Raw genomic sequence first — 25,829 nt, forward strand, 5'->3', positions numbered from 1 at the left:
GTGCCGGTTCGCCCTGGTCCGTGCGGACGCGCCCCGGTCCGGTCCGGCGCGCGCGGGGTCAGCCGCGCCGGTCGAGCATGGCGGCCATGGCCGCCACCACGGACGGGGCGACCCGGTAGTAGACCCAGGTGCCGCGCCGTTCGGAGGTCAGCAGGCCGGCCTCGCGCAGCTTCTTCAGGTGGTGGGAGACGGTCGGCTGGGAGACGCCCACGTCGGCGATGTCGCACACGCACGCCTCCCCGCCCGGATGCGAGGCGATCCTGGAGAACAAGCGCAGCCGCACCGGGTCCGACAGCGCCTTGAACATGGCGGCCGTCTTCTCCGCGTCCGCCTGGGACAGCTCCCCGGCCGTGATCGGCGGACAGCACGGCACCACGGCGCCGTACTGAGGGGCGGGCGGCTCCGCGATCTCTGACTTCGACATACGTCTATGTTGACGTCTGTCGATGCGAGTGGCAACCTCCGATGTATCGACAACCGTCGAATCAGGGGGTCGCCGTGGCGACCGCCTCCGCCCTTCCGCCCCGGAGGAGACCGAGCGCCATGAACACCCAGCAGCTCCCCGTCGTCGTCGTGGGAGCCGGCCCCGTCGGGCTCGCCGCCGCCGCCCACCTCGCCGAACAGGGCATCGAGCCCCTCGTACTGGAAGCGGGCGACAGGGCCGGCGCCGCCGTGCGCGCGTGGAGCCACGTGCGGCTGTTCTCCACCTGGGGCGAAGTCGTCGACCCGGTCGCCGAGAAGCTCCTCGCCCCCACCGGCTGGACCAGGCCCGACCCGGCGACGTACCCGTCCGGCGGGGACTGGGCCGAGCGCTACCTCCAGCCGCTCGCCGACGTCCTCGGCGACCGGGTCCGTACCGGCGCCACCGTCACCGGTGTCTCCCGGGCCGGCCGCGACCGGATCGTCGACGCGGACCGCGAGACCCAGCCCTTCGTCGTCCACGCCACCCACGCCGACGGCCGCGAGGAACGGATCCTCGCCCGCGCCGTGATCGACGCCTCCGGCACCTGGGGAGTCCCGGCCCCGGCCGGCGGCAGCGGCCTGCCCGCGCTCGGCGAGAAGGCGGCGGCCGACCGCGTCACCTACCGCGTCCCCGACCTCGGGGATCCCGCCGTACGCGCCCGGTACGCGGGCCGGCGCACCGCCGTGATCGGCTCCGGCGCCTCCGCCTTCACCGCGCTCGCCCACCTCGCCGAGCTGGCCGGGTCCGAGCAAGGCGCGGGGACGCACGCGGTGTGGATCCTCCGGCGGGGCATCTCCGGTTCGACCTTCGGGGGCGGCACCGCCGACCAGCTCCCCGCCAGAGGAGCCCTCGGCCTCGCCGCGAAGGCCGCCGTCGACGACGGGCACGCCGACGCGGTCACGGGCTTTCGCACCGAGGCCTTCGAACGCGACGGTGACGGCCGCCTGGTGCCGGTGGGCGAGGACGGCCGGCGCCTGGAGCCGGTGGACGAGGCGATCGTGCTGACCGGCTTCCGCCCCGACCTCTCCTTCCTCTCCGAGGTCCGCCTCCACCTCGACGAGCGCCTCCAGGCCCCGGTGGCGCTCGCCCCGCTGATCGACCCCAACCAGCACTCCTGCGGCACCGTCCACCCGCACGGCCACCGCGAGCTGTCCCACCCCGAACAGGGGATCTACCTGGTCGGCATGAAGTCCTACGGCCGCGCCCCGACCTTCCTGGCCATGACCGGCTACGAGCAGGTCCGCTCCGTCGTCGCCGCGATCACCGGCGACCTCGCCTCCGCCGACCGCGTCGAACTCACCCTCCCCGAGACCGGAGTCTGCGGCGGCTCGGGCCTGTTCGACACCCCCGACGCCCAGCAGGCCGACGGCGGCGGCTGCTGCGCCGCGCCGGAACCCGAGCTCGTACAGCTGGGCACGTCGGTGGCCGGGCCGCCCGCCGCTCCCCGGTCCGGGGATGCCGATCTCGACAACTCGGGCCCGGAACCCGCAATGTGACTCTTCCGTCTCCTCTGCCGAGGGGCTGCTGTTCCGGATCCATGAAGATTGAAGACATATGCCATCACCGGTGCGTTCACGAATAAAGTGGAGAACCAGGTTCTCCGCGTGGGGTCGACCACGTTCGAGACTCTGGGCCGTGGCGGGTGTGGCGGCCCTCGGGTTCATCATCGTGCTGGAGATCGCCGCGCGTCGCTACGGCCTGCCGGGGCCGATGACCAACCAGGCGAAAGAGGTGATAACCGCCCCCGCCTCGGGACCGCTTCTGTACGCGAGCATGGCGCTGACGATGGTGGTGCTCACCTGGCGTCAGCGGTTCGTCGCGGCCGGCGTCGCGATCGGGATCGACCTCGTCTTCCTGCTGGTGCGGTGGGTGTTCGACGCCGGGGTGACCGAGGGCCACTCCTTCGGCAACGGCGCGTTGTGGGTGATCCTGGGGTGTGCGGTCATCGCCGTCACGCGTCGCACCGGCCAGGAACGGGTCCTGCTGCTGAAGGGTGTCGGGCTGGGCCTGCTGCTGGTGGCCGGCCGCAAGACCGGCGACACCTGGCTGCTGATCACGTCGAAGGCCCACCCGTCGGTGCTCGACCCGTACGTGGCGGTCGCCGACCACGCGCTGGGCGACCCGTCCTGGCTGGCGGGCCGGCTGGTCGCCGCCACGGGCCCGGTCGGTGAGCACGTCCTCGACTGGGTCTACGCACAACTCGCGGTGGCCGCGGTCGTCGTCGCCCTGTACCAGCTGCGCAACGTGGCGGCCGAGCGCAGGTTCCCGGGTCACCACCTGGTACGCACCTTCCTGGTGATCGGCCTCCTCGGGCCCGCCGTCTACATGATCTACCCGGTGGTCGGACCGGTCTTCACCTACGGCACCGGCGCGTTCGGCACCGGCGGCGAAGAGTGGGCGGTGGCCAACCTGTGGCCGGACACGCTCCCGCCGATGAGCACGCCGCAGCCGTGGACGTACGACGACATCACGCCCCGCAACTGCATGCCCAGCCTGCACACGGCGTGGGCCACCGTGATCTTCATCCACTCCCGGAAGGCCCCGCGCGTCCTGCGATTCGCAGGAACGTTTTGGCTTATCGCCACGCTGTGCGCGACGCTCGGATTCGGTTACCACTACGGAATAGACATTCTCGCCGGAGTGGTTTTCGCGGTCACGATCGAGGCGGGGCTGCGTTCGTTCGACCGCGGCTGGGACCGGCCGGGAATCCAGCTGGTCGCTCACGGGGCAGTGGTCTTCGCCGCGCTCCTGGCGTCGGCTCGCTGTCTCCCGACGGAAATGGCCGCCCGCCCCTGGGTGTTCGGCCCTCTTCTCGTTCTGGCGATGGCCTCGGTGGTGTACGGCTATGCGCGGACCGTCAGACTGTGGGAGCCGCGGGCCGCGACACCGGTGCCGAAACCGGAACCGCGACTCGAACTGATCTGACGGTCCTCGCCGACGCCGTGGTGGCCGCTCCGCCGCCGTCCCCGGGCCGCGAGCGGAGGAAGCCTGCCCCCGGCCCCCCAGGGGCGCGCCGGGCCGCCGGCGTCAGGATCCGGCTCGCATCCGGCTGCGCAGGGTGGCGGCGAAGTCCTCGGCCATGGCCAGGCGGGACCGCAGGGCCTCGCAGCGGGCGTCGGCCGTCTTCCGGTAGGCGTCCAGCCGCTCCCGCAGGCGCTCCAGGTCCTCGCCGGCGGGCGGGCCGTCGACGGAGGCCAGCCGGTCGGTGATGTCCAGCAGGTCCCGCATCTCCTCCAGGGAGAAGTCCAGCGGCTTCATCCGGCGGATCACCATCAGGCGCTCGACGTCGGACTCCGTGTAGAGCCGGAAGCCGCCCTTGCTGCGGGCCGAGGGGACCACCAGGCCGACTTCCTCGTAGTGACGGATGGTGCGCAGTGACAGACCGGTCCGCTCGGCCACCTCGCCGATCTGCATCTGCCGCTGATCCGTCATCGCCCCAGGATCCCCTTCGTTGTTTCCTTCGATCTTCGAAACCGTAAAGCATCTCGGGTGGAGTGGTGTGAATCACAGGATGCCCGTCGGTGTTCACCTGTGTTTCACATGCCGCCACTCTCACTCTGCCCTTACGTCAGGGTAGAGTCTTCAGGTGGCGCCGTGCCGCGGGCACCGACCGGCTCCGACGGCGTTCGAAGACTTCCGGGCCATGATGCCCGACCGAGGGGCTCCGCTCCTTGCGCAGGCACCGGGTCATGTGTGCCCTACGGCATGACCTCGCAGACGACGCGCACGCGTACCCGGCCGGTGACGCACGCGCCCGAACAGGAACGGTTGCATGTCCTCACTGCTGCCCGCGGCGCCCAGGTTCCGCCTGTCCAAGCCCGAATGGCTCGACTCCCCGAAGGTCCTGCGCACCGAGGTGCTGGCCGGCCTGGTCGTCGCCCTCGCGCTGATCCCGGAGGCGATCTCCTTCTCGATCATCGCCGGGGTGGACCCCGCGGTCGGGCTGTTCGCGTCCTTCACCATGGCGGTCGTCATCTCGGTCGTCGGCGGCCGCAAGGCCATGATCTCCGCGGCCACCGGTGCGGTCGCCCTGGTCATCGCCCCGCTCAACCAGGAGTACGGCCTCGGCTACCTGGTCGCGGCCGTCATCCTCGCCGGCGTCTTCCAGGTGCTCCTCGGCGCGGCCGGCGTGGCCAAGCTCATGCGCTTCGTGCCGCGCAGCGTGATGGTCGGCTTCGTCAACGCCCTGGCGATCCTGATCTTCATGGCCCAGGTGCCCGAGATGCGCGACGTCCCCTGGGCCGTCTACCCGCTCCTCGCCGGCGGCCTGGCCCTCATGGTGTTCTTCCCGAAGGTCACCAAGGTGATCCCGGCGCCCCTGGTCTCCATCGTCGTGCTGACGGTGATCACCGTGGCGGCCGGCATCGCCGTCCCCACCGTCGGCGACAAGGGCGAGCTGCCGTCCTCCCTGCCCGTCCCGGGCCTGCCGGACGTCCCCTTCACCCTGGACACGCTCACCACCATCGCCCCCTACTCCCTCGCCATGGCGCTGGTCGGCCTGATGGAGTCCCTCATGACGGCCAAGCTCGTCGACGACATCACCGACACCCGCTCCAACAAGACCCGCGAGTCCATCGGCCAGGGCATCGCCAACATCGTCACCGGCTTCTTCGGCGGCATGGGCGGCTGCGCCATGATCGGCCAGACCATGATCAACGTGCGGGTCTCCGGCGCCCGGACCCGTCTGTCCACCTTCCTCGCGGGTTCCTTCCTCATGGTCCTGTGCGTCGTCTTCGGCCCGGTCGTCTCCGACATTCCCATGGCCGCGCTCGTCGCCGTCATGGTCATGGTGTCGGTCGCCACCTTCGACTGGCACTCCATCCGGCCCGGGACCCTCAAGCGCATGCCGCTGGGGGAGACGATCGTCATGGTGACCACGGTGGTGTTCGTCGTCGCCACCCACAACCTCGCCATCGGCGTCGTCGTCGGCACCGTGGCCGCGATGATCATCTTTGCCAGGCGGGTAGCCCACCTGGCCAATGTCTCCGGCGTCGTCGACCCCGACGGCAAGCAGGTCGTCTACTCGGTCACCGGCGAGCTGTTCTTCGCCTCCTCCAACGACCTGGTCCACCAGTTCGACTACAAGGGTGACCCCGACGACGTCGTCATCGACCTCTCCGGCACCCACATCTGGGACGCCTCCTCCGTCGCCGCCCTCGACGCGATCGAGACCAAGTACGCCCAGCGCGGCAAGAAGGTCACCATCGTGGGCCTCAACGAGCCCAGCGCCGACATGCACCAGCGCCTCGCCGGCCAACTGACCGGCGGACACTGACCGAGGGCCGCTCCGGGCGGGTCAGCCCAGGGACTTCCAGAAGCCGTACCGGTGGTCCTTCGCGAAGTCGACCGGGTGGCTGCCTCCCGGCCCGGAGGCGAGGGAGTACGCGTTCGGTGCGGCCGGGGTGGTGGGCTTCCAGGGTGCCTCGCCGGTGCGGGCGAAGTCGGACCAGATCCGGATCATCGAGTCGGAAAGGCGTCGCTGGGCGTCGGTGAGCGGCTCGAACTCGCTGAGCTCGAAGAGGTAGGGGAGCTCGAAGGTGTGCGCGGCGCCCATCGGGAAGGAAGGCTTCGGACAGCTCTCCGCGTCCGCGTACCAGGGCGTCTCGTGGTCGGCGAACTCGTACGTGTAGGTAGGGACGGCACGTGAGAGGACCCGGCCGGTGTCGACCGTCAGCCGGGCGAGGTCGGAGTCGGTGAGGACCGCCCCCAGAGCGAGGGCCGGGCTCCCGTCGTACGCGACGACGGGGTAGCGGGCGGCGACGGCGGCGGCCTTCTCCGGGCCGAACGCGTCGTCCAGGCGCTCCAGGTAGTCGGCCTCGTCGAGCGTCGCCGCCGGGTCCTTGGTCTCGGACTTCTTGCCCATCTCCGCTCCGTACACCCCCGCCCGTCCCTCCTCGCGGTTGATGCCCTGGAGGACGGGGACCCTGTTGAACTCGCCGGTGGCGAAGGCCTCCCGCGGCGTGCGCGGCAGGAGCCTGCCGCCGTAGACCGGCCCGTAGGGACAGGGGCTCCGTCCGAAGTCGTACACCAGGTCCTCGGGTTCGGCGGTGCGCCAGTCGGTGCGCCGGCCGGTGCGCCGGTCGGCGGGCTCGCCGGGCCGGGTCCCGTCGTCCTCGGTGGCCCGCTCCCCGATCGCCCGGGCGGCCTCCTCGCCCTGCTCCAGTGCGTCCGCCCGCTCACGCGTGTGGGCCGTCGCGAGGCACGCCCCGCTCTGCAGGACGGCCCGGTGGAAGAGTCCGGCCGAGGACGGGGCGACCAGGTGGGCGCAGGTGCTGTAGGCGCCGGAGGATTCGCCGAACAGCGTCACGTTGTCCCGGTCCCCGCCGAAGGCGGCGGCATTGCGCTGGACCCAGCGCAGAGCCGCCTGCTGGTCGAGGAAGCCGTAGTTGCCGGACTCCCCGCGACGACCCTCCAGGCCGGGGTGGGCGAGGTAGCCGAGGGCGCCGAGGCGGTAGTTGACGGTCACCACGACCACGTCGCCCCGGGCCGCCGGCCGCCGGGCGCCGTGCATGTCCCCGGAACCGTCGGTGTGGTCGCCGCCGTGCAGGTAGACCATGACCGGCCTCGGCTCGGCCGAGGCGGTTCGCGGGGTGGTCACGTTGACGAAGAGGCAGTCCTCGTCCAGGGAGGCGGGACCGGCCGGCGGGGTGGATCCCGTCTGCGGGCAGGCACTGCCCGGCCGGGAGGCGTCCAGGACACCGTGCCAGCGTCTCGCGGGCGCGGTGGGAGCCCAGCGCCGCTCACCGGTGGGCGGGGCGGCGTAGGGGACGCCCTGGAAGACGCGCGCCGTGTCGGTCACCGTGCCGCGGACCGTGCCCTTGTCGGTGTGTACGACGGGACCGGCGCCGTGGTCCGTGGCGGCGGCGGTCCCCGTCGCGCTCACGAGTCCCGCGGTGATGCCGAGGGCGATGGCCATGCGTGCTGTCTTCTTCAACATGGCTGTCAGCGTAGGGAGTCGGGGCCCGGGGAAAGAGCCGGTCAGCCACCCCCGGACAGTGGGGGAAGCCCCACCACCCCACGGGTGGCCGACCGGCTCGCCTGTCGAACGCCGGCCCGGCCGGAGCCGGGAGTCAGCGCACCGGGAAGCCGAAGGAGTAGCCCTCCTCCTGGAGCCAGGGGAGGACGCGGCGCAGGGCCTCGACGGTCTGGGAGCGGTCGCCTCCCGCGTCGTGGAAGAGGAGCGTCGGCCCGTTGGGAAGCTCCCGCTCGACGGTGGCGACGATGGCGTCCGCGCCCGGCCGCTCGAAGTCCTTGGTGTCCACGTTCCAGCCCAGCGGGCGCATGCCCCGGGAGGCGGCGAGCTGACGGCTGTAGGGGGTGAAGGCCCCGCCGGGCGCCCGGTAGTACATCGGCCGTACGCCGCCGGACGCCTCGATGATCATGCGTTCGGCGTCGAGGATCTCCCGCGACTGGTAGGCCTCGGACTTCTTGTCCATGGCGGTGTCGTGCGACACCGTGTGGTCGCACAGCCGGTGACCGGCCGCGACCACTTCCTTCACGAGGTCCGGGTGGGCCTGCGCCTGCGTCCCCGTCACACAGAACGTGGCCTTCACCCCGTACTCGTCCAGGATGTCGAGAACCTGGGGGGTCCACGCGGGGTCGGGGCCGTCGTCGATGGTGATGTTCACGCCGCGCGGCCCCTTGTCCGAGGCGTGCGCGATGGTCACGTCGACCGGCTCGGCGCCACCGCCCGCCGGCGTGGCCGACACGGTCGCCTTCGGCGACGGTCCGCCCACGGGGTCGGCCTGCGCGGTCCACACCGAGGCGCCGACGGCGAGCACCGTCACCCCGAGCGCCGCCCCGACCACCTTGCCGTACCAGCCCCGTCCACCACCGTGCCGTGCCATGTCCGCCCCGCTCTCGCCCCGTCGCCCGTCGGTCCTCGTCGCTTCGGGACCATCTGACAGGACGACGAAAGGTGACCCCGGGATGCGTCCGTTACGGATCACGGACAATCCCGGCGGAGTTCACGGACAACTCGACGGTCACCGAGCTGTGTTCGACGGTCACCGAGCTGTGTTCGATGGCCACCGTCCCGCGTCCGCCGAGACCGTCCCGCGTCCGCCGTCACCGGCGACAGGGTCCCCGCACGTACCCGGTCCAGCGTTCCGGCCGGCGCCTCGGCCTACGTGAGCTCACCGTCGACGACGTGGACGCGGTGCTCGCCGGCCACGGTGACCCCAGGGCGACGGAGCACCTGTTGTTCGAGCCCCGCACCCGCGAGCAGACCGGCCGGATCGTCGCCCGTTCCGTCGCGGCGGCGACTGCGGAGCCCCGCACCGAGTACGCGCCGGCGGTGGTCACTCCGCCCTCCGGCCACCTGATCGGCTTCGCCCGGCTGGCGACGGACCCCCACCAGCAGCGCGCGGCCACCATGGGCTTCGCCCTCCGCCCGGACACCTGGGGCACCGGCCACGGCACCGAGACCGTACGCCTCCTGCTGGGCCTGGCCTTCGAGGACCTGGCCCTCCACCGCGTCTGGGGCGCCCGCTCCCCCCTCAACACCGCCTCGGCCCGCACCATGGCCGCGGCAGGCATGACGGAGGAGGGCACGATCCGCGGCCACGTGTGTACGCCCCCCTTCTCTCCCCGGGTGAACCCGGCGCAGGCTGTCGACCCGGTTCGAGTGGTTTGAACGCCTCTTCCGTGTGAAGTCACTACCTCCGTGTCGCTCGTGAGCCAAGAGTGATGCGCGATGAACACTCAGAACGCGCACACTCCCGGCGTCAGCACGCCGTCCGGGAAGAAGACCCACACGGCGGGCGAGGAGCAGCAGCCCGCCTCCGCCCCTCACGACACGTCGCACCGGCCGTCGGCCCCGCGTGTCCCCTTGCCCTCGCGGCGGTCCGTGGTCACGGCGACCGGCGCCTCGGCGCTCGCCGTCGGGCTCACCGCCGCCTCCACCACCTCCGCGACCGCGCTCAGCCCCGCCACCGCGCCCGCGATCGCACCGGCCGCGGCGCCGCCCGGCACCGACCCCGCTGCGTACCGGACGGTCGCCCGCGCCGTCGTCGTCCACGACGAAGACGACAAGCCCCTGGTCCCGTCCTATGTGAAGGTCGTCAACAACGGTCTGCCGACCGGCCGTTCGAAGGCCACGAAGCGGGTCCTGGTCGTCGGGGCCGGACCGGCCGGCCTGCTCGCCGCCGACCTGCTCAACCGGGCCGGCCACGACGTCGTCGTGATCGAGGCCAACGACAACCGGGTCGGCGGCCGTATCAAGACGTTCCGCAAGGGCGGTCACGAGAACGGCAGGCAGCCGTTCGCCGACCCCGCGCAGTACGCCGAGGCCGGGGCCATGCGACTGCCCGACAGCCACCCGCTCCTCATGGCCCTGCTGGAGAAGTTCAAGCTGCCCCGCCAGGAGTTCTACCTGGTGGACGTCGACCCCGACGACCCGGCGAAGAAGACCAACCGCACCTGGATCCACGTCAACGGCATCCGCGAGCGCCGGGCGGACTACGACAGGAACCCGGAACGGGTCAACGACACCTTCGGGATCACCGGCGCCGACCGCAAGAGGACCGCCGCCGCCATCCTCGCGGACGCCCTCGAACCAGCGCACCGGCTCGTGCGGGGCAAGGAGGGAACAGCCCTCGTCGACGGGTGGACCGAGGTCCTCGAGCGGTACGGACACTGGTCCATGTACCGCTACCTGACCGAAGTCGCGAAGCTCGACACCAGGACCATCGACCTGGTCGGGACCATCCAGAACCTGACCTCGCGGCTGCACCTCTCCTTCCTGCACAGCTTCCTGTCCGCCGCGCTGATCGACCCCAAGACCAAGTTCTGGGAGATCAAGGGCGGCACCGCGCTGCTCGCCGACGCGCTGTACGCGCCGGTGAAGGGGAAGGTACGGCTCGACCGGCGCGCCGTACGCATCGAACGCGCCGGCGGCAAGGTGCGGGTGCACACCATCTCCGAGGACTGCCAGACGGGAAAGGGGGGCGCCACGGAGGTCTTCGAGGGCGACGAGGCGATCGTCACCGTCCCCTTCTCCGGGCTGCGGCACGTCGCCTTCGACCCCCCGCTGTCGTACGGCAAGCGGCGGGCCATCACGGAGCTGCACTACGACTCCGCGACCAAGGTGCTGCTGGAGTTCTCCCGGCGCTGGTGGGAGTGGACCGAGGCACAGTGGAAGCAGGCCCTCGACACCATCGAGGACGGCCTCTACGACAAGTACCGGACGGGCAAGGTCAGGGACGCCAGGTATCTCGGCGCGCACAAGTCCGTGAAGGACCTGGGCGTGACGGTCCCCGACGCGTGCAAGCACTGCTTCGCCGCCTTCCGGCCCGCCATGGAGGGTGAGGTGGAAGCCGCTCACGTCCGTGGTGGCGGCTCCGTCAGCGACAACGCCAACCGCTTCATGTACTTCGAGCACGCCCACCCCATGGAAGGCAGCGACGGCGGCATCGTGCTCGCCTCCTACAGCTGGGCCGACGACGCCCTCAAGTGGGACGCCTACGCCGACGAGGAGCGCTGTCTGCGCGCCCTCGCCGGACTGCAGGCCGTCTTCGGCCGCCGGTGCGAGGTCTTCTTCACCAGCAAGTGCCAGACCCAGTCCTGGACGCGCGACCACTACGCCTACGGCGAGGCGTCCGTGCTCTTCCCGGGCCAGCACACGGAGTTGTTCCCCGACATCCCCACCTCCGAGGGACCGCTGCACTTCGCGGGAGACCACACCTCGATCAAACCGGCCTGGATCGAGGGCGCCCTCGAATCAGCCGTCCGGTCCGCCCTGAAGGTCCACACCGGCTGACAGCGGCGGCCACGATCCCCGTGTCCGCGACACCGGGCACGGGACCGGTCCACCGCGCACCCCGGGCCGGTGGCCTGGGGTGCACGGTGGAGCGCGGGTGACGAGAGGAGCCGTGGCGTTCACGGAGGTCCTCACAGGCCCAGTGCGCGGACGATGCGGGCCAGGTCGTCAGGGGCCGCCGCGAGGCGGACCGGCCGGCCCGCGTCGTCGAGTTCGGCGATGTGCCAGCTCCGGGGGACGGTCTCGCCGTCGCTGCCGCGGAGGCGTCGCACGCCCTTGGCGGTGAGCCGCCGCGCCGGGATCCGTTTCGCCGCGAACCGTCCCGGGCCGGAGTGCGGAGTGACCGCGGGCGCGCCGCCTCCGAGAACGATGTGGGTACCGAAGCCGTTCGGGTTGTAGTCGGTGGCTTCCAGGAACCGGGCGGCCAGGAACACGTCCCTGTCGGAGGGCTCCCGGGCCGCCGCTGCCGCCGTGGCTTCTCGGACGGTACGGACACTCGTCGCGCGCCAGGCCAGGGCGAGAAGTCCCAGCGTGGCAAGCGACCCCGCGACCGCCCAGGTCAGGGGCGCGGGAGACGCCGGCAGGCCCATGGGGTGGAGATAGCAGAGCGGCAGCAGCCACAGGGCCGTGACCACGATCACGCCCGTGAACGGGAGCGCCGACGGCAGTACCTCGTCGTCGGGCAGGCGGCGCCCGCGCCGGAGCAGCAGTACTCGGGCACCGGGCCAGCCGGCGGCGAGGGCGCACGCGGCCGCGACAACTGCCACTGACCGGGCGCTGGTGAAGTGCTCGCGCCACACGTGATCGCCTCTGGCGACCACCCTGACCTGCTCGCGCCAGAGGGTGACCTCGACGTGGTCGCCGGGCCGAAAGCCCCGGGCACCCTCGCGTGAGACCGTGAGCCGGTCCAGCGGGCGGTCGTCGGCGAAGTACAGGCTGCTGCTCCGCTTCCCCTCGCCGACCTCGGTCCGCGCGATCACGGCCGGCAGGGTGGTCAGGCACTCGGCGCGCTCGGCGGAGGGCGTCGCGGCGGTGCACGGGACGGCCGACGTCCACGCCTCCTTCGTGGCCCCGGTGACCGGCACGAACCACGCGGCCAAACCGGCCCCCGCGAGCAGCAGCACGCACAGGCCCAGCGGCACGGCCGAGCCCCGCCCGGCGGTGCGTTTCGAGATGACGGCGAGATGGTCCGACTCCGGCGCACCGTGACGACGGTGCAGCGCGCGGAACGCCTCCAACTCCTCGTCGAAGGCCGCCCGGTCGCTCCGGGACCCGCTCACCGGCAGGGGCAGGCGCCGGGTCCGCCCGTCGCGCAGCACCACCTCGACGCGCAGGTACTCCTCCCCGTGGCGCCCGTACTGCACGTACACGCGCAGGTCGGCGATGTCCTGCCACCGCATGCGCCTGCGGCGGCGCGACAACGACCGGGACTCCAGGCCGTTCGCGTCGGCGGTCACCCCGACGGTGACCGCGTACCAGCACACGGCGCCCACCAGAGCGACCAGCAGGCCCCCGAGCACCCACCCGTCCACGAGCTCACCCGAGTACGCCAGGCGCCCTCCGGCCAGGGCGGCCCCGGCCGCCCCCAGTCCGGCCACGAACCACAGGGGCCGTCTGTGGTGGGGGCGGCAGCTCACTTCCCGGCCAGTGGTCATGCGCGGCATCGTGCCATCGGCCGTGCCACGACCGCTTGTGCGGCATCCGGCAGTGTTCCGGCCCTCGACACTGCCGGAGAGCACATCGTGAAGCCCAGGTCAGGCGGTGCGGCGGTGCGGCGGTGCGGCGGTGCTGTGGTGCTGCGGTGCTGCGCGGAGGCGGAGGACGCCCGTCCGCCGGTGGTCGTCACCGGAGCACCGCGTCGGGTCGCGTGGGCCGTGCGCGCGGGTGGCGTGGGCCGTGCGCGCGGGTGGCCGGATTCCTTGTGCTGCGAGGGGGTCGAGTGGGACCGTGCGGCGTGACGGGAGAGGCATGCGACGACCAGATGAACCGCGCGGCGGCCGGGGTGCGGACGAGCACGAGTTCGACACCTTCTACGCGGCGAGCGTCGGCCGGCTCATCGGCCAGCTGTACGCGATGACGGGCGACCTCGCCGAGGCGCAGGACGTGGTCCAGGAGGCCTTCGTACGGGCCTGGGAGCGCCGGGCCGAGCTGGACCTGGACGGCGCCCCCGAGGCGTGGGTGCGCACGGTGGCCTGGCGGCTGGCGGTCAGCCGGTGGCGGCGGGTGCGGACCGCGCTCGCCTTCGCCCGGCGGCAGGGTCCGCCGGCCACGGTCCCGCCACCGGAACCGCACCACGTGCTGCTGGTCCAGGCGTTGCGGCAGATCCCCGAGGCCCAACGGCGGGCCGTCGTCCTCCACCATCTGTGTGACCTGTCGGTCGAGCAGGTGGCCGTCGAGGCCGGCTGCCCCGTCGGTACGGTCAAGGCACAGTTGAGCCGGGGGCGGGCGGCGCTGGCACGGCTGCTGGCCGACACCGAGCTGGATCCGCGGACGACCCGCCTGTCGGAGGTGCGTCATGGCTGACGAAGCCGGGCTGGAGGAGTACCTGGCCGAGCTCGCCGAGTCGGGCCGGCGGCACGCGGCGCCGCTTGCCGCGGAGCGGATCCGTGCGCGCGGTGAGCAGCGCCTGCGTCGCCGGCGGGCCGCTCTGGCGTCCGGCGGCGCGCTGCTGGCCGTGGCCGTGGCCGTGGGCGGTCTGGCACTGACCCGGGCGTCCCGGGAGCCCGAGCCGCCCGCCGCCGCCCCGACGCCGACCGCTTCGCGGTTCGTGCCGCCGAGGCCCGCGCCGGGTGAGGAGTACACCAGCGAGCTGGGCTACGTGTACGGCGCCGTGGCGAAGGAGGACACGGTCCAGGTCACGGTCGAGCGGCTCCGAGGCGAGGGGGGCACCGCGGAGCCCGGTGGTGTGGTGCACACGCTGACCCTGCCGCGGGGGACGCTGGTCGAAGCACGGCGGCTGGCCGGCGGGAAACCCACGGACACGCAGCTGGGCCGGCTGGTGGACCGACTGGCGGGCGGGCCGCGGTGGGTGTTCGCGATCGACTATGACGGCGAGGGCCGGGTGAACTCGCTGCGCGAGGCGTACTGGCTCGCCGACTGAGTCCGCCCGGGGTGCGCCGGGGTGCGCCGGGGTGTTCCGGGGCGGACGGCGGAAAATCCGCGGGACCGGGGTGCAACCCGAGGGGTGGGGTGGCGCGTAGAGACCACGTACTCAGAACACACCTGAACCTTGGGGGACTTCGACCATGCGCGTCTCACACCGCCGGACCGCCGTGCGCTGCCTCACCGCTCTCGCCCTCAGCCTCGCGGCCCTGACCGGGTGCAGCGGTGAGAGCGACGGGCCGGAGGCCGCCGCCACCGCACCCGCGGCATCGGCGACGCCCTCCCCGTCGGCCGCCACCACCGTGCCGGGCGACGGTGCGGACCCGGACGGCACGTCCTCGCCGGGCGACCCGGCCCCCTGGGCCGGCACCAAGCAGTTCGTGCAGATCGAGAAGGCCCGGACCAGCGACGCGGGGACGTACCTGTCGGTGCGGCCCGCCCAGAAGAAGGCCCACCCCCAGTTCGAGGCATGGGTGATCGTCCCCGGCGAGGGGCCGTACACCGAGGTGCGCATGGCCGAGGACGCCCAGGTGCTGCTGTCGGTCCCGCTCGGCGACGCGAAGCACGCCGCGTCGTACTCCCAGGCGGACTTCGTCAGCCGGCTGACGGCCCATGCCTCCTCGTCCCCCGCGCTTGTCGGGTACGACCTGAGTTTCGACGGAGAGGGACAGGTCACCAGGCTGCAGTCGCTGTACACGCCCTGACAGGCGGGCCACGACCTCGTCGACCCCGTGCCCGCTGGCAACCGGCGGCCCGAACCTGCTGTTACGGATCCGGCACGCGACGACGGACAACCACGGAGGCCGAACAACGGCGAAGACCGAAACAAACGGCGAAGACCGAAACAACGGCGGAGGCCGACCAACCGTGGAGGCCGAGCACGCGCGCGGCCGGACATCGCGTCCGCCCGGGGTGCCACCGGCCGCACCGCGCCCCGGGGGAAGGCGGGGCGCGGTGCGGCCGGACGGCGACTGTGTCGTGGGACGCCGGGACGGCTACCAGGAGAGGGCGTCCGCCGCGTTGTCCTGCCAGTACGTGACGGTGGCGGCGCTGTTGAAGAAGACACCGCCGTTCGGCAGCTTCTGGGTCTTCTCCTTGCCGGTCGCGTCGCCGTCCCTGTCGGCGAGGATCACGCCGAGGGTCTTCGCGGTGCTGCCGCCCTCGCCGTCGGGGGAGTACGTCAGGACACCCGCGTAGGCGGACTGGCCGGGCTTGAGCGTCACCACGGCCTGCGGCGTGGTCTCCTCGGCCCACGGCAGCGGGGCCTGAGCGTCGGCGCCGGCCCTCAGGAAGGGGGCGTTGTAGGCGTAGCAGGGCTTGGCGCCGGTGTTGGTGGCCTTGATCAGCAGGTGGTTGATCGGGCGGGACGCCTCGGTGACGGTCAGTTTCATGTTCGCCGCGGTGCAGGTGACGACCGAGGGCGCCCGCTTCGTGGCGGCGGAGGCGGTCTGGCCGGCGGCCTGGATGCCGACGAGTGCGAGGGCGGCGGTGACGACCATGGAGGAGGCGGCCGTACGGGAGAGGAAACGAGTGGCGATACGCATGAGTGGACTGCTTTCTCTGAGCATCAGGAGGACGTTCTCCTGATCGCGGACTGCCGGTCGGGTCCTGTCCTGGCCGTGCTGCCCGGGGCGCCGAAGAGCGCGCCGAAGCGCGGGCCGAGGGACAGGAGTCGAGCGGATCTGATCACCGTGCCCGGCGATGCGCCGTGCTGGGACGACCCCAGCCTGGGCCATGCGGCGTCCCATCCGCCGTTCCCTCGGCGATCGTGGGACGCTGGGACGCGTACACCGCCCTTGACCTGGTGGAACGGGACTCACCTGGGAAGCCGGAATGGAATGGCTCACGGCTGGGACGCCCCGGGCGAGGGGGCGGCCGACGCCGGGTCGTCCGGAAGCCGTCGGGCAACGCCTCGAACCGGATCAGGCGATGATCGGATACCGGTTCACCGTGCCGCGTTCACGCCTGGGCGGCCAGCACTGCCGCGAGGCCCTCTCGCAGGTCCTTGACGAAATACCGGGGGACCTCCAGCGACGGGAAATGCCCCCCGTTGTCGGGCGCCCTCCATCGGACGATCCGCCGGTACCGCTCCTGTGCCCAGGGGCGCGGACACTTCTCGATGTCGCGGGGATACATGCTGATCGCCGCCGGGACGTCGACCCGGAGGCCGGGGTCCAGCGAGTTGTGGCTCTCGTAGTAGATGCGGGCCGCGGACGCGCCGGTCCGCGTCAGCCAGTACAGGGTGACGTCGTCGAGAATCCTGTCTCTGGAGATCGTCTCGAACGGGCTGTCCTCGGTGTCCGACCACTCGGCGAACTTGTCAAGGATCCAGGCAAGAAGCCCGACCGGTGAGTCGACGAGCGAGTAGCCGATGGTCTGCGGTCGGGTCGCCTGCTGTTTCGCGTACGCCGCGCGGTGGCGCCAGAAATCCCGGGTCTGCTCGGTCCACTCGCGCTCGACCGCTGTCAGCCCGTCCGTCGTCAGTCCGGGCGGCGCCTCGGCGAACAAGGTGTGGATGCCGAGGACGTGCGCCGGGAACCTGCCGGCGAGAACCGTGGTGATATTGCCTCCCCAGTCGCCGCCGTGGGCCAGGAACTCGCGGTAGCCGAGCCGTCCCATCAGTTCCACCCATGCGGCCGCGATCCTTTCCGTTCCCCATCCGGTGCCGGCCGGCTTGTCGCTGTAGCCGAAGCCTGGCAGTGACGGGACCACGACGTGGAAGGCGGGCGCGTCCGCGTCTTGTGGATCCGCCAGTTCGTCCACCACGTCGATGAACTCGGCGATGCTGCCCGGCCAGCCGTGCGTCAGGACCAGAGGAGTGGCATCCGCGCGCGTGGACCGGCGGTGCAGGAAATGGATTCCCAGACCATCGACGACCGTGCGGAACTGGCCGATCCGGTCGAGGCGCTCTTCGAACGCCCGCCAGTCGTACCCGGTGCGCCAGTAGTTCACGACCTCGACGAGGTCGGCGAGAGGAACGCCCTGCTCCCATCGGCGAGAGCCGGACGCGGCGCGCGGGACCGTCTCGGCTTCCGGTAGCCGCGCCGCGGCCAGTCGCGCGCGCAGATCGTCGAGGTCGGCGTCGGTCGCATGGGCTTCGAATGCTCGTACGTCACTGGCTGGACGGGACATGAGACCTCCTGGGCAGCGCGGAACCGGCTAAGGCGGTTCTAGCATGCCGTCGTCCCGGCAGCAACCGGCTAAGGTGGTTCCATGCATGGTGAGGTACCTGACTTCCGTCTCGGTAACGTGCTGGCGACCAGCTTCACGGCGACTCTGACGGAGCGCCGTGGCGACGCTGTGGAGCGCATTCCCACGCCGCAGCGACTCGTCGACTGGCTGGCGGTGAACGGCCTGGCCGTGGAGTCCTGCACCCCCGCCCAGCTCGACCTCGCGCGGGCACTGAGGGAGTCGATCCACGCCGCCGCGACAGCGGCCGCGATCCAGGCCCCTCTCCCCGCGTCCGCTGTCCAGGTCATCAACGACCGCAGCGTTCGGGGGCGGGCCGCCGCTGTCCTGACGCCCGAGGGAAATCGCGAATGGCGCCTGGACTCGGCTTCCTCCGTGGAAGACGCCCTCAGCGTGATCGCCGCCGACGCGATCAGCGTCATCTCAGGCGAACGAGACGGAAAACTGGCCCTGTGCGCGTCACCGACCTGCCAGGCCGCGTTCTTCGACACCAGCCAGAGCCGCACCCGCAAATGGTGCGAGATGAACACGTGCGGGAACCGCCAGAAGAAGGCACGCTTCCATGCGAAACAGCGCGACACCCCAAGACCGGCGGAGTAGAGACAGCGGTACGGGTGACGCGAATCGAACTCGCGCTCTCAACTTGGGAAGCGGCGGCGCTTGAGTATCCACAGGGCGCCCGACCTGCACGGATTCGTCGTATCGCCCGCACGCGTCAGATCCTGGGGTCATCCGCTGCCGCGGTGAGGGTCCGCGGATGACGATTCGCGATCGCACGGGTGGGACATGGCCCGTCCGGCGACTTCGGCCGCACCAGCAGAGCGCCCGGCCAGTGACGGCGGCGATGCGGCCCGCAAGGGCGTTGGTGAAGCCGACACGCGGGAAACGCCGTAGAGCCCGGTCAACTCGGTGACGACACGGGCCATCTCCGCACGGGCCTCGGCGGGTCCGACGACCTGGACGTCGGTGCCGAACTGCAACAGGTGGCGGACCGCTTCCACCACGGGATAGACCACCTCCACCCGCAGCCACTCCCCGGTGCCCGCTTCGGCGACAGGTGGTCCGGTGAAGTAGCTGCCGGCGATGCGGGTCACCATGTCCACCCGCTCTCGGCGCAACCGCACGGTGACCCGAACGCCGGTCGTGCGGTCCTCCACCTCGCGGCGAAGGCTGTGCCAGACCTGGGCCAGCTCCACACCGGGACGACGGTGTGCCGCGGCTTCGACGACACGGACCTGTGCCAGCCGGTCGGTGCGGAAGAGTCGGGGCCTGCTCCGATGATCGGCGACCAGGTACCAGGTACCGGCTTTCGCCACCAAGCCGTACGGGTCGACGGTGTAGCCGCGCAGCGCGCTCCGGCCGCTGTGGCGGTAGCGGATGTGCAGCCGACGGTCACTGAGGACCGCGGCGTACAGCGCCTCCAGGTCCGTGTCGGAGCGGGGCGCGGCATGCCAGCGCTCCGGGTCGACCAGGATGCGGCGGCTGGTCAGCTCGGCCGCCGGGCGGTGCGGTGCGGGCAGCGCGGCCATCACCTTGCGCAGCGCGGAGCCGAGGGCGTGGTCCAGGCCGAGCGCCGCGTGTGCGCTTTGGGACGCCAGCACGAACAGTGCGCGCGCCTCGTCGGTCGTCAGGCCGGTGACGTCGGTGCGGAAACCGGGCAGCAGCCCGATGCCCCCGTTCTTGCCGCGCTCGGCGTACACCGGAACACCGGCCGACGACAGCGCTTCGGCGTCGCGGTAGATGGTGCGCTGCGACACCTCCAGGCGTTCGGCCAGCTCCTTCGCCGGGACCAGGCGACGGTGCTGGAGCAGCAGCACGATCGAGAGCAGGCGCTCGAACTTCACCCCCGCAGAATATGACGGCCGGTGTCATATATGCGTCTCAGGATTGCTCCCGCCGATACCGACGAAGGAGCAGGACTGTGGAGCGCACCGACTTCGATTCCCTGGCCGCCCGTTGTGAGGGGCCTGTGCTGTGGCCCGGTCAGGAGGGTTACGACGAGGAACGCACGGGATTCAACCTGGCCGTGCGGCACCGTCCGGAGGTGATCGTGGGGGCCGCGCGGGCCGACGACGTGACGGCGGCCGTCGCCTTCGCCACCGCACGTGGCCTGCCGGTCGCGGTGCAGAACACCGGGCACGGCTTCTCGGTGCCCGCCGAGAGCGGTCTGCTCGTCACCACCCGGCGCATGACCACGGTCCGCGTCGACCCGGCCGCACGAAGCGCGTACGTCGAGGCCGGCGCCCGCTTCGAGCAGCTCGTTCCCGAGGCGGCACGGCACGGACTGGCGCCGCTGAACGGCTCCGCCCCGCACGTGGGCATCGTCTCCTACACCTTGGGCGGTGGTCTCCCTCTACTCGGACGCAGCCACGGCTGGGCGGCGGACCGGGTGCTGGCCATGGACGTGGTGACCGCCGACGGCGAGCGGCGCCACGTGACCCCCAAGGCCGAGCCGGACCTGTACTGGGCCCTGCTGGGCGGACGGGACAACTTCGGCATCGTCACGGGCATGGAGTTCGGCCTGGTCCCGGTGGTCCGGCTCTACGGCGGCGGCCTCTTCTACGACGCCGAGCAGGTCCCCGGCCTCCTGGAGGCGTACGCGGGGTGGGCCGACACGGTGCCGGACGAGATGAACTCGTCGGTGGCGCTGATCCCCTTCCCGGACGATCCGCAGGTTCCGGAGCCGATGCGAGGGCGCCGCGTCTGGCACGTGCGGATCGCCTTCACCGGTTCCCCCGAGGCCGGCACCCGCCTGGTCGAGCCGCTCCGCCGGCTCGGCCCCCGGCTGGTGGAGAACCTGCGTGACATGCCCTACGAGCAGAACGCCGACATCCACGACGACCCTCCGGTCCCGATGCCGTGGGCCGCAGACAACGTCTTCCTGGCCGACCCCGACGGGGGAACGGTCCGTACGCTCCTCAAGCACGTCAGCGACGAGGCAGCGCCGCCCGCGATCGTGGAAGTGCGCCACCTGGGCGGCGCGCTCTCCCGTCGGCCCGCGCACCCGAACGCCGTCGGCCGGCGCGACGCGCCCTTCATGCTGGCGGTCCTCGTGCCTCTGACGAACGACTCGGCGGCCGGGCCACACGCGTTCGCGTTCCTCCGGCATCTGTTCGAGGAGCTGGAGCCTTGGGCCGCCGGCCGGTTCCTCAACCTCATGGGCCACGGCGCCGCAGCCGACCAGAAACGGACCCGCACCGCCTACACCCCGGACGACCACAGGCGACTGACCGGGCTGAAGGCGGCGTACGACCCACGGAACACCTTCCGCCTCAACTACAACATCGCGCCGGGTACCGGCGCATGACGCCGACTCCCGGAGGCCTCGATGACCCCGTCATCCGCGCCGGCACCGAGGCGCTGTCCCGCCCGCCGGTGGATGACCGGCTCCGTCGCGTCCTCGCCCTGGACGCAACCGGGATGATCCTCTTCGGGCTGGCCTACCTTCTTGCCCCCACGCGTCTCGCCCGGCTCCTCGGGGTCGGCGGCACGCTGGTGATCACCGTCGGCGGCCTGATGCCGACGATCGGCACCGGCGTCACTCTTCTGGCCCTTCGTGCCCGTCCACCGTCCGCGTGGGTGCTGTCCGTGATCGTGTTCGGGGCGGTGTGGGTGGCGGCGAGCATCGCCTCACTCGCCCTCGGCCGGTGGGACACCACCCACGTCGGCACGGTGTGGATCGCCCTGCAGGCCGTGCCCGTCTCGCTGCTCTCCGTCTTCCAACTTGACGCACTGCGCGCCAGGGCCCGGCTCCCTGCTCACTCCTGGGGTTCCCCGTGACCACTCACCACCGGCCCGCCCACGTGCCGGGCACCGCCGTGACCTTCATCAACATCTTCGAGATACCCGCTGATCACCTCGACGCGTTCATCACCGAGTGGGAACAGCGTGCCGCCCTCATGAGCACCAAGCCCGGTTTCATCGACTCCCGGCTGCACCGTGCCCACCGCTCAGAGACCCGGTTCCAGCTCGTCAACGTGTCTCACTGGACGAGCAGGGAGGCGTGGGAGGCGGGCACTGCGGACCCCGAGTTCCGCAAGCGCACTCGAGCCGTACAGGAGGACTCGCGGGTGCCGGTCACATCCAGCCGAGGGTTGTACGACGTCGCCGCGGAGTTCTCCGCCGCGGCGACGACTCCGAGGAAACCGCACTGACCCACCGTGCCGGCCTGCGCGGGACCGGCACCGATCGAGAGGAGGCAGGGGCTCACTCGTCCGAAGGGAAACAAGAAAGCGACCCCAGGCCATCGGCCTGGGGTCCGCAGCTTTGACCAGCATGGGCAGCGGTACTTCGAGGTGGTCGCGTGGCTCGGATGGCACCGCTGTTGACCGTGGGTTCCCGCCCTTACGGGCACGCGGAGGGCACGGAGTCCCGGGAAGAGTGGCAGCTGGCGCCACCAGGGGAGACTCCGCATGGTCCGCCCCATGCGCAGATCGGCCGTTGAGGTGGTGCTGCCGCTGTACGGCCCACCACCCCCGGCGCCGGTTCCTCTCGTCAGCCGATCACGGCCCGGCCCGTGCCCCCGCTGCACGCCGTGCCATATTGAATGGGCGTACTCGATGTGTGACTGATGACGACGTTGACTTCCCGCCCGGCGACGGCCACACCAGTGGTATCTCCCTCACGCTGACCGCCGGAACTCTGCGGGCGCTCCGTGAGCGGGTCGGCAAGCGAGGCGTCTCGGCGTACCTGGAGAAGGCGGCCCAGCGCCAGATCGAGCGCGACCACCTGGACGAGCTGATCGCGGACTTCGACAAGATGCACGGCCCGGCCGACCCCGCGGCCGTGACAGCCAAGCACGCCCGGCTGACCGGCGGCGCATCGGACGCCGGGGCGGCCGCGTGAGCGGTGCCCTGGTCCTGGACAGCGAGGGACTGGCGAAGGCCGTAGGGCGGGATCGGGAGATCCACGAGTGGCTGACGGCGGCTCGCGACGCGGACCTGCCCGTGGTCACCTCGGCGGCGGTGCTGGTCGAGGTGATCCACCCGAAGGTCAATGACGCCGCACTGAAGTGGACCCTGTCCCGTCTGAGTGTCGAGCCGGTTACCCAGGCCCTCGCGCAGTCCGCGGCCGCCTTGCTGCGCACGGCGGGGCTGCACGGCCACAAGTACGCCATCGACGCCGTGCTGTGCGCGACCGCCCTGCATCGTCCCGGCCGGGTGACGATCCTGACGTCCGGTGTAGAAGACATCGGGCTGCCCACCGCCGAGCATCCGCGTCTGAGGACATCGTGTCGGCAGGCCAAGGAGCCGGAGACGTGCAAGCGCTGCTTCGTTCCCTCGGAGACATGGCGCAGGAGACGCTGCGCCGGAACGGCGACCGCACCGACATGCGCAGCAGCTTGCTGCAACTGGAACCGCGGAGCTGGGACGACCTCGCCACGGCAGTACGGACGGCGGCAGGCACAGACGTCGGTGCGTTCCAGCTCGTGTGGGAGTCTTTCAGCGCCCGGGAAGGGCTGCAGAGCTCGGAGTTCTGCAGCCCGGTGGGGCTGGCCTCGTTGGCTGCGGCGCTCGTACTGACCCCGGGACGGAAGACCACGGTACTCGACCCCTACATGAGAGGGGGAGAGATGCTGGCGGCTGCGCACCGCCACCTCGGAGGCGCGCGCGGGACCGTGTTCGGCGAGACCCTCGACGGCCGGCTGCAAGCGGTCGCGAGTCTGTACCTTCTCCACCTCGGCGTGCGGCCGCGGTTGACCAGCACCCGGTCCGACCGATGGCCACCGAACCGCGAACACAGTGTCGACGTGGTGCTGACCAACCCTCCGTTCAACATGAGCGACGCTCCGGGCCCCGGGCGCCGGACCGGAAGATGGCCGTACGGATCACCGCCACAGGGCAATGACAATTTCGCCTGGGTGCAGTACGCCCTCGGCGCGCTGGTACCCGGTGGCCGGGCGGTGGTGGTCATGCCGGTCAAGGCAGGCAACTCGGTGAACACCGCCGAGCGGGAGATCCGCCGTGCCCTTGTCCGTGGATCGGCCGTGGAGTGCGTCATCACAGTGCCGTCCCATCTGTTCTCCGCGACGCCCGTGCCGGTGTCCCTGTGGGTGCTGCGACAAGCGGAGCGTCCGACGAGGAAAGGCATCTTGTTCGTCGACGCCCAAGAGTTGGGAACCAAGGTCCGACGCCGGCGTGTGTTGCGGGACGCGGATCGCGACGCGATCACAGCCGTGGTCCGCCCGTGGCTCGACGGAGAGCAGCGCCCGGACAGCGAGTACGGGGTGCGTGCGTCCGAGAGGGGCTTCTCCGCTGTCGTCGTGGCCCGCGAGGTCGTCGCCGATGGGGGATGTTCACTCCGTCCTGCCGACTACCTGGGAAGCGGGGACTACGGCGCCGCTCCCGTCACGGAGCAGTTGCTCGAAGCCGACGAGGCGGTGGCGGACTGCACGGACAGGCTGCGTCTGCTGGAGCGGCGCGCGAGGGAATCGGGGAGCGGCCACCGCACGGGTTCGGGGGCCGGCGACTGGAACAAGGCACTCCTCGTGGAGCTCTGCGAAATCAGACCCGGGCCGTCGTACACCCGCCTGTCAGCAGAGGCACGTACGGTGGACGTCGGCATCCCGCTCGTCTTCCCGCAGGATCTCGTTGACGGGAGGATCGCGGACGAGACGCGGGACCGCGTCTCGTGCCAGACGGCCGAGCGCTACAAGAAGTTCGAACTGCTTCCGAACGACATCGTCTGCGTACGCACGGGTGCGCAGCGACAACCCGCACTGGTCTCCGGCACGCAGGCCGGATGGCTGCTCAGCTCGAACGTGGTGCGTCTGCGCGTACGGCTGAACGCCGAGATCGACCCCCTCTACCTCCATGCCTACTTGAGCCTCCGGCATTCGCGCGAGTGGATGTCCCACCGTGCGGCGGCCACGGCAGCCCCCTCGTTGAGTTCCGCAGCTCTGGGTCACCTTCCCGTGCGCTTTCCGCCGATCTGGCAGCAGCGGCGGAGCGTGGCTCTTCTCGATGAGCTCGGCCGACGCGCCGACGCGTATGCCTCGTACGTTTCGGCGCTCGGTCGGCTGCGGGCCGAACTCTCCGAACACCTGCTGCACGGCGCCGTCGAGCCGCTGTGACCGCCTGTCAGCGCTGGGCGACTTCAAGCGCCCATTCCCTTCTCACCCACGACTCTCGAAAGGATCGGTCCATGTCCATGCCCGAATCGACAGCCCGTTCCGCACGTACGTGGCAACTGTGGCTGGCACTGTATGTCGCCTGCTCCATGGTGGTCGGCCTCTTCGTAAGCCTGCTGGCACTCCGGTCGGGCGTTGGCTCCACCGATGTGGTTCTGGCAGGCGGAGGGGGCTTCGCAACCTCCTTCGCCCTGTGCCTCGCGCTACCCGCGGCGGTACGTGAACTCAAACGACAGGGCTGACCCGCACTGATCGTCCGCACTGCTGGACCCGGCCGACCGAGACCTTCGAGCCACGGTCACGGCGAAGCTCTCGACGGCCTTCCGCAACGGTTCTGCTGTTGCCACAGCAAGGCCAGCAAAAAGGCCCAGGTCTCTGACCTGGGCCTACGTTCTGGAGCGGGTGACGAGAATCGAACTCGCCCCGCGACCGGTTCAGATCTGGCCGAGGTCGATCTCCGCCGCGAAGGGAGCGGTGATCTTCATGGTGCCGGCGAACACGTCCCCTTCGCGGTACGTCCTCGTCGCGGGATCGAGCAGGTACGTATACACCAGCGGTGTGCCCGTCGAGGCCTGCTCGATCCGCCAGTAGAAGCCGATCCCGGCCTTGGCGTACTGGTCCACCTTCACGATCCGATCGGTGGTCTCCGAGCCCGGCGTCACCACCTCGGCCACGAGCAGCACGTGCTCCGGACGGGTGGGCGTGATGTCGATCGTGTCCGCACGGTAGACGATGACGTCGGGGCGGCGATTGGTCAGCGGGACGTCCTGAAGCCGGACGTCGAAATCCGTGTCGGCGTTCCAATCGGGGCCGGCTGCGGCGTCCAGGGCGTTCGCCAGGAGCCGGGCCAGCCGATTGTGCCGCTTGGAGGCGCTGGGGCTCACGACGACCATTCCGTCCACGATCTCGATGCCGACGCACTGCTCCGCAGACCACGACTCGTACTCCTCGGCCGTGATCTGCTGGTGCATCCACGCCGGGGCCACCATCTCGGCAGTCATGACACGCCTCCCGGACACTGTGCGGCGGGCCTGGTCCCGCGCGACTCAGCGTACTGCGTTCGCTCGTCCGGCGTTCTGCGCAGAACTCGGCTCGCGGTTGCCTCTCGTCAGCCATGCGAACGTTCTGTTGCCCGTGCTGGCAGTGGTGACTCTTCTGCGGGAGCGGACGGCCGAACGGAGACTCGC

Annotated in this window: 23 protein-coding genes and 2 pseudogenes; 16 read left to right on the top strand and 9 right to left on the bottom strand. The window is 71.2% G+C overall.

All coding sequences use genetic code 11. The annotated features are described in order from the left end of the window. Nucleotides 1-58 precede the first annotated feature (58 nt). Nucleotides 59-424: an ArsR/SmtB family transcription factor gene (locus tag ACH4NX_RS25250; protein WP_398128724.1), complete on the bottom strand. Its 366-nt coding sequence runs from the start codon at nt 422-424 to the stop codon at nt 59-61. Between the two features lie 119 nt (nt 425-543). Here ACH4NX_RS25250 and ACH4NX_RS25255 point away from each other — a divergent pair, with 119 nt between their 5' ends. Both ACH4NX_RS25255 and ACH4NX_RS25260 read left to right on the top strand, forming a co-directional pair. Then, nucleotides 544-1,959: an FAD-dependent oxidoreductase gene (locus tag ACH4NX_RS25255; protein ID WP_398128723.1), complete on the top strand. Its 1,416-nt coding sequence runs from the start codon at nt 544-546 to the stop codon at nt 1,957-1,959. Between the two features lie 139 nt (nt 1,960-2,098). Continuing rightward, nucleotides 2,099-3,388, top strand: coding sequence for a phosphatase PAP2 family protein (locus ACH4NX_RS25260; protein WP_398128722.1), 1,290 nt, complete (start codon nt 2,099-2,101; stop codon nt 3,386-3,388). 102 nt (nt 3,389-3,490) lie between these two features. Here ACH4NX_RS25260 and ACH4NX_RS25265 read toward each other — a convergent pair whose 3' ends face one another. Then, nucleotides 3,491-3,895, bottom strand: a complete 405-nt coding sequence (locus ACH4NX_RS25265) for a MerR family transcriptional regulator (RefSeq protein WP_351387266.1) — start codon at nt 3,893-3,895, stop codon at nt 3,491-3,493. Between the two features lie 340 nt (nt 3,896-4,235). On the opposite strand from ACH4NX_RS25265, the gene ACH4NX_RS25270 reads away from it, so the two are divergent. Further along, a complete protein-coding gene (locus tag ACH4NX_RS25270; RefSeq protein ID WP_351387263.1) occupies nt 4,236-5,738 on the top strand; it encodes a SulP family inorganic anion transporter in 1,503 nt (500 codons plus the stop codon). 21 nt (nt 5,739-5,759) lie between these two features. On the opposite strand, the gene ACH4NX_RS25275 is transcribed toward ACH4NX_RS25270, so the two are convergent. Both ACH4NX_RS25275 and ACH4NX_RS25280 read right to left on the bottom strand, forming a co-directional pair. Next, the gene (locus ACH4NX_RS25275) at nt 5,760-7,400 is read right to left on the bottom strand and encodes a carboxylesterase/lipase family protein (RefSeq protein WP_398128721.1); all 1,641 of its coding nucleotides are present in this window, start codon (nt 7,398-7,400) and stop codon (nt 5,760-5,762) included. 133 nt (nt 7,401-7,533) lie between these two features. Beyond that, entirely contained in the window at nt 7,534-8,310 is a 777-nt protein-coding gene (locus ACH4NX_RS25280) for a polysaccharide deacetylase family protein (RefSeq protein WP_351387258.1), read from the bottom strand. Between the two features lie 245 nt (nt 8,311-8,555). On the opposite strand from ACH4NX_RS25280, the pseudogene ACH4NX_RS25285 reads away from it, so the two are divergent. Further along, nucleotides 8,556-9,098 (top strand): annotated as a pseudogene (locus ACH4NX_RS25285) (GNAT family N-acetyltransferase); the annotation flags it as partial. Between the two features lie 60 nt (nt 9,099-9,158). Next, on the top strand, nt 9,159-11,222 hold the full coding sequence (locus tag ACH4NX_RS25290; RefSeq protein WP_398128720.1) for a flavin monoamine oxidase family protein: 2,064 nt from the start codon (nt 9,159-9,161) through the stop codon (nt 11,220-11,222). A gap of 131 nt (nt 11,223-11,353) precedes the next feature. On the opposite strand, the gene ACH4NX_RS25295 is transcribed toward ACH4NX_RS25290, so the two are convergent. After that, nucleotides 11,354-12,877 (bottom strand): PH domain-containing protein, encoded by a 1,524-nt coding sequence (locus ACH4NX_RS25295; RefSeq protein ID WP_398128719.1) that lies wholly within the window; start codon nt 12,875-12,877, stop codon nt 11,354-11,356. Between the two features lie 313 nt (nt 12,878-13,190). Here ACH4NX_RS25295 and ACH4NX_RS25300 point away from each other — a divergent pair, with 313 nt between their 5' ends. From ACH4NX_RS25300 to ACH4NX_RS25310, 3 genes are all read left to right on the top strand, one after another. After that, nucleotides 13,191-13,745: a SigE family RNA polymerase sigma factor gene (locus ACH4NX_RS25300; RefSeq protein ID WP_351387252.1), complete on the top strand. Its 555-nt coding sequence runs from the start codon at nt 13,191-13,193 to the stop codon at nt 13,743-13,745. After that, nucleotides 13,738-14,322, top strand: a complete 585-nt coding sequence (locus ACH4NX_RS25305) for a hypothetical protein (protein WP_351387249.1) — start codon at nt 13,738-13,740, stop codon at nt 14,320-14,322. Before ACH4NX_RS25300 ends, ACH4NX_RS25305 begins: the two co-directional genes overlap by 8 nt. A gap of 145 nt (nt 14,323-14,467) precedes the next feature. Further along, nucleotides 14,468-15,028 carry a hypothetical protein gene (locus ACH4NX_RS25310; RefSeq protein WP_351387247.1) on the top strand — a complete coding sequence of 187 codons (561 nt, stop codon included), beginning with the start codon at nt 14,468-14,470 and terminating at the stop codon, nt 15,026-15,028. A 291-nt stretch (nt 15,029-15,319) separates the two neighbouring features. On the opposite strand, the gene ACH4NX_RS25315 is transcribed toward ACH4NX_RS25310, so the two are convergent. Further along, nucleotides 15,320-15,868, bottom strand: coding sequence for a DUF4232 domain-containing protein (locus ACH4NX_RS25315; RefSeq protein ID WP_351387244.1), 549 nt, complete (start codon nt 15,866-15,868; stop codon nt 15,320-15,322). Between the two features lie 415 nt (nt 15,869-16,283). Then, nucleotides 16,284-17,456 carry an epoxide hydrolase family protein gene (locus ACH4NX_RS25320; protein WP_398128718.1) on the bottom strand — a complete coding sequence of 391 codons (1,173 nt, stop codon included), beginning with the start codon at nt 17,454-17,456 and terminating at the stop codon, nt 16,284-16,286. Between the two features lie 81 nt (nt 17,457-17,537). Between ACH4NX_RS25320 and ACH4NX_RS25325 the strand changes: the two genes are divergently transcribed. Beyond that, the gene (locus tag ACH4NX_RS25325) at nt 17,538-18,113 is read left to right on the top strand and encodes a CGNR zinc finger domain-containing protein (protein WP_351387239.1); all 576 of its coding nucleotides are present in this window, start codon (nt 17,538-17,540) and stop codon (nt 18,111-18,113) included. A gap of 128 nt (nt 18,114-18,241) precedes the next feature. Here the strand turns inward: ACH4NX_RS25325 and ACH4NX_RS25330 are convergent, their stop codons facing one another. Then, nucleotides 18,242-19,357, bottom strand: coding sequence for a YafY family protein (locus ACH4NX_RS25330; RefSeq protein WP_351387236.1), 1,116 nt, complete (start codon nt 19,355-19,357; stop codon nt 18,242-18,244). A 77-nt stretch (nt 19,358-19,434) separates the two neighbouring features. On the opposite strand from ACH4NX_RS25330, the gene ACH4NX_RS25335 reads away from it, so the two are divergent. The 7 genes and pseudogenes from ACH4NX_RS25335 (at nt 19,435) to ACH4NX_RS25365 (ending at nt 24,884) form a co-directional block, all read left to right on the top strand. Beyond that, nucleotides 19,435-20,820, top strand: coding sequence for an FAD-binding oxidoreductase (locus ACH4NX_RS25335; protein ID WP_398128717.1), 1,386 nt, complete (start codon nt 19,435-19,437; stop codon nt 20,818-20,820). Continuing rightward, nucleotides 20,817-21,293: a hypothetical protein gene (locus ACH4NX_RS25340; RefSeq protein WP_398128716.1), complete on the top strand. Its 477-nt coding sequence runs from the start codon at nt 20,817-20,819 to the stop codon at nt 21,291-21,293. Before ACH4NX_RS25335 ends, ACH4NX_RS25340 begins: the two co-directional genes overlap by 4 nt. Continuing rightward, the gene (locus ACH4NX_RS25345; RefSeq protein ID WP_398128715.1) at nt 21,290-21,667 is read left to right on the top strand and encodes an antibiotic biosynthesis monooxygenase family protein; all 378 of its coding nucleotides are present in this window, start codon (nt 21,290-21,292) and stop codon (nt 21,665-21,667) included. Before ACH4NX_RS25340 ends, ACH4NX_RS25345 begins: the two co-directional genes overlap by 4 nt. Before the next feature lie 409 nt (nt 21,668-22,076). Then, complete coding sequence (locus tag ACH4NX_RS25350) at nt 22,077-22,358, top strand: hypothetical protein (protein WP_398128714.1); 282 nt, start codon at nt 22,077-22,079, stop codon at nt 22,356-22,358. After that, nucleotides 22,355-22,735, top strand: a pseudogene (locus tag ACH4NX_RS25355) (PIN domain-containing protein); the annotation flags it as partial. The gene ACH4NX_RS25350 and the pseudogene ACH4NX_RS25355, both read left to right, overlap by 4 nt. A gap of 107 nt (nt 22,736-22,842) precedes the next feature. After that, nucleotides 22,843-24,585 carry an N-6 DNA methylase gene (locus tag ACH4NX_RS25360; RefSeq protein ID WP_398153366.1) on the top strand — a complete coding sequence of 581 codons (1,743 nt, stop codon included), beginning with the start codon at nt 22,843-22,845 and terminating at the stop codon, nt 24,583-24,585. Nucleotides 24,586-24,656: 71 nt separating this feature from the next. Then, nucleotides 24,657-24,884 carry a hypothetical protein gene (locus ACH4NX_RS25365; RefSeq protein ID WP_351387222.1) on the top strand — a complete coding sequence of 76 codons (228 nt, stop codon included), beginning with the start codon at nt 24,657-24,659 and terminating at the stop codon, nt 24,882-24,884. A 192-nt stretch (nt 24,885-25,076) separates the two neighbouring features. Here ACH4NX_RS25365 and ACH4NX_RS25370 read toward each other — a convergent pair whose 3' ends face one another. After that, nucleotides 25,077-25,643 (bottom strand): Uma2 family endonuclease, encoded by a 567-nt coding sequence (locus tag ACH4NX_RS25370; protein WP_398128713.1) that lies wholly within the window; start codon nt 25,641-25,643, stop codon nt 25,077-25,079. Nucleotides 25,644-25,829: the final 186 nt, after the last annotated feature.

Origin of the sequence: Streptomyces sp. NPDC017225 (assembly GCF_044331465.1) — a bacterium.
Classification (GTDB): Bacteria; Actinomycetota; Actinomycetes; order Streptomycetales; family Streptomycetaceae; genus Streptomyces.